The 3,205-nt window shown below is 52.5% G+C and carries 2 rRNA genes; both read left to right on the top strand.

The window, feature by feature from the left end:
* Positions 1–47: 47 nt before the first annotated feature.
* Positions 48–2,974, top strand: a 23S ribosomal RNA gene (locus HUV30_RS00490).
* 119 nt (positions 2,975–3,093) lie between these two features.
* Positions 3,094–3,205, top strand: a 5S ribosomal RNA gene (rrf, locus tag HUV30_RS00485); the annotation flags it as partial.

Genomic DNA, 3,205 nt, shown 5'->3' with positions numbered 1-3,205 from the left:
GCCTCTGCTCTTTGACAATCGATAGGGACGGAAAGGAAGTCTAAGAAAAATAAGTTATTAAGGGCATTTGGTGGATGCCTTGGTGCCAGAAGGCGATGAAAGACGTGGTAGGCTGCGATAAGCAGCGGGGAGGAGCCAAACATCCTTTGATCCGCTGATGTCTGAATGGGGAAACCCAGCCGGAGTCATGTCCGGTTATCCTTGAGCTGAATACATAGGCTCTTGGAGGCGAACCCGGGGAAGTGAAACATCTCAGTACCCGGAGGAGAAGAAATCAAACGAGACTCCCTCAGTAGCGGCGAGCGAACGGGGATTAGCCCAAACCGGCTGGTTTCGACCAGTCGGGGTTGTAGGGCGGCCAACATTGATCTGTCAGTAAATAGGGGAACGAGCTGGGAAGCTCGGCCATAGTGGGTGAAAGCCCCGTACCTGAAGTTGAACGCAGCATAGGCCGTACCTGAGTACCGCGGGACACGAGAAACCCCGTGGGAATCTGGGAGGACCATCTTCCAAGGCTAAGTACTCTCTGGCAACCGATAGTGTACCAGTACCGTGAGGGAAAGGTGAAAAGAACCCCTGTTAGGGGAGTGAAATAGAACCTGAAACCATCTGCCTACAAGCTGTGGGAGCATCCTTGAGATGTGACCGCGTGCCTTTTGCATAATGAGTCAGCGAGTTACTTTACAGTGCAAGGTTAAGCGAAAGTGGAGCCGTAGCGAAAGCGAGTCTGATAAGGGCGTCAAGTACTGTGGAGTAGACCCGAAACCGGGTGATCTATCTATGAGCAGGTTGAAGCTCAGGTAAAACTGAGTGGAGGACCGAACCAGTATCGGTTGAAAACGATTTGGATGACTTGTGGATAGGGGTGAAAGGCCAATCAAACCCGGTGATAGCTGGTTCTCTCCGAAATATATTGAGGTATAGCCTCGAGGTAGTTTAGCGGGGGTAGAGCACTGACAGGGCTAGGGGGCTCACCAGCTTACCAAACCCTATCAAACTCCGAATACCGCATAAATGTTCCTCGGGAGTCAGACTGCGAGTGAGAAGGCCCGTAGTCGAGAGGGAAAGAGCCCAGACCGACAGCTAAGGTCTCCAAATCCATGCTCAGTGGAAAAGGCGGTGGAATTTCACAGACAGCCAGGAGGTTGGCTTAGAAGCAGCCATCCTTTAAAGAAAGCGTAATAGCTCACTGGTCTAGAGATTCTGCGCCGAAAATGTAACGGGGCTAAGCATGGTACCGAAGCTTCGGACTCGATTTATCGAGTGGTAGGAGAGCGTTCTCTACTGGTTGAAGGTGTGCCGTAAGGCTAGCTGGACGGTAGAGAAGTGATTATGCTGACATGAGTAACGATAAAACAGGTGAAAAACCTGTTCGCCGTAAGCCCAAGGTTTCCCGGGTAAAGGTAATCTTCCCGGGGTTAGTCGGCCCCTAAGGTGAGGCAGAAATGCGTAACCGATGGGAAACGGGTTAATATTCCCGTACCTGTATGAATGTGCGATGGAGGGACGGAGTAGGATACGCAGGCCAGCTGTTGGATTAGCTGGTGCAAGTGTGTAGGCTTGGAAGATAGGCAAATCCGTCTTCCTTATGGCTGAGACACGACGCGGTGGCCGTATGGCCGAAAGCTGCTGAGTCCACGCTTCCAAGAAAAGCTTCTAAGTTTAGTTCATGCAGACCGTACCGCAAACCAACTCAGGTGGGCGGGATGAGTAATCCAAGGCGCACGAGAGAACTCTGGTTAAGGAACTCGGCAAAATGACCCCGTAACTTCGGGATAAGGGGTGCTCTTTGGTGTGTATGTTTTACACGTAAAGCACCGAAGAGCCGCAGAGAAATGGCGGTGGCGACTGTTTACTAAAAACATAGGTCTCTGCTAAGTCGTAAGACGATGTATAGGGACTGACACCTGCCCGGTGCCGGAAGGTTAAGAGGAGAGGTCAGCGCAAGCGAAGCTTTGAATCGAAGCCCCGGTAAACGGCGGCCGTAACTATAACGGTCCTAAGGTAGCGAAATTCCTTGTCGGGTAAGTTCCGACCTGCACGAATGGTGTAACGATCTCCGCACTGTCTCAACCAGAGACTCGGTGAAATTGAAGTCGCGGTGAAAATGCCGTGTACCCGCAGCAAGACGGAAAGACCCTGTGCACCTTTACTATAGCTTGACATTGGGTTTTGGATTGGCATGTGTAGGATAGGTGGGAGGCTTTGAAGCGTGCACGCCAGTGTGTGTGGAGCCAACCTTGAAATACCACCCTTGCCAATCTAAGGCTCTAATCCGATGCCGTTATCCGGCTCGGAGACAGTGTCTGGTGGGTAGTTTGACTGGGGCGGTCGCCTCCTAAAGAGTAACGGAGGCATGCAAAGGTTCCCTCAGGCTGATTGGAAACCAGCCGTTGAGTGCAAACGCATAAGGGAGCTTGACTGTAAGACAGACATGTCGAGCAGGGACGAAAGTCGGTGTTAGTGATCCGGTGGTTCCGAGTGGAAGGGCCATCGCTCATTGGATAAAAGGTACGCCGGGGATAACAGGCTGATCGCGCCCAAGAGTTCACATCGACGGCGCGGTTTGGCACCTCGATGTCGGCTCATCACATCCTGGGGCTGAAGCAGGTCCCAAGGGTACGGCTGTTCGCCGTTTAAAGTGGTACGCGAGCTGGGTTTAAAACGTCGTGAGACAGTTTGGTCCCTATCTGCTGTGGGCGTAGGAGACTTGAAAGGGCCTGCCCCTAGTACGAGAGGACCGGGGTGGACGAACCTCTGGTGGACCTGTTGTCGTGCCAACGGCATAGCAGGGTAGCTACGTTCGGAAGGGATAAACGCTGAAAGCATCTAAGCGTGAAGCCTGCCTTGAGATAAGGTCTCCCTCTCGAAAGAGCTGAAGGACCCAGGTAGACCACCTGGTTGATAGGCCGGAGGTGTAAGTACAGCGATGTATTCAGCTTACCGGTACTAATAGTCCGTGCGCCTTATTTTTCTTTTAAAATCTTCCTTTCCTCCCTATTTGATTCAAATTTTGGGTCAAAGTCATGCCGATGTGGCAACGGGGTAAATACCGTTCGCCTTTCCGGGTAGACGCAGGCCCGAGAACTTTGTCTTGGTGGTCATGGAGGCGGGGGTACACCCGATCCCATTCCGAACTCGGAAGTTAAGCCCGCCATCGCCGATGATACTGCCAGGGAGCTGGTGGGAAAGTAGGCCGCCGCCA

Source organism: Desulfovibrio subterraneus (assembly GCF_013340285.1).
GTDB classification, from domain to species: Bacteria; Desulfobacterota; Desulfovibrionia; order Desulfovibrionales; family Desulfovibrionaceae; genus Halodesulfovibrio; species Halodesulfovibrio subterraneus.
This window is presented reverse-complemented; position numbering and strand designations above follow the sequence as displayed.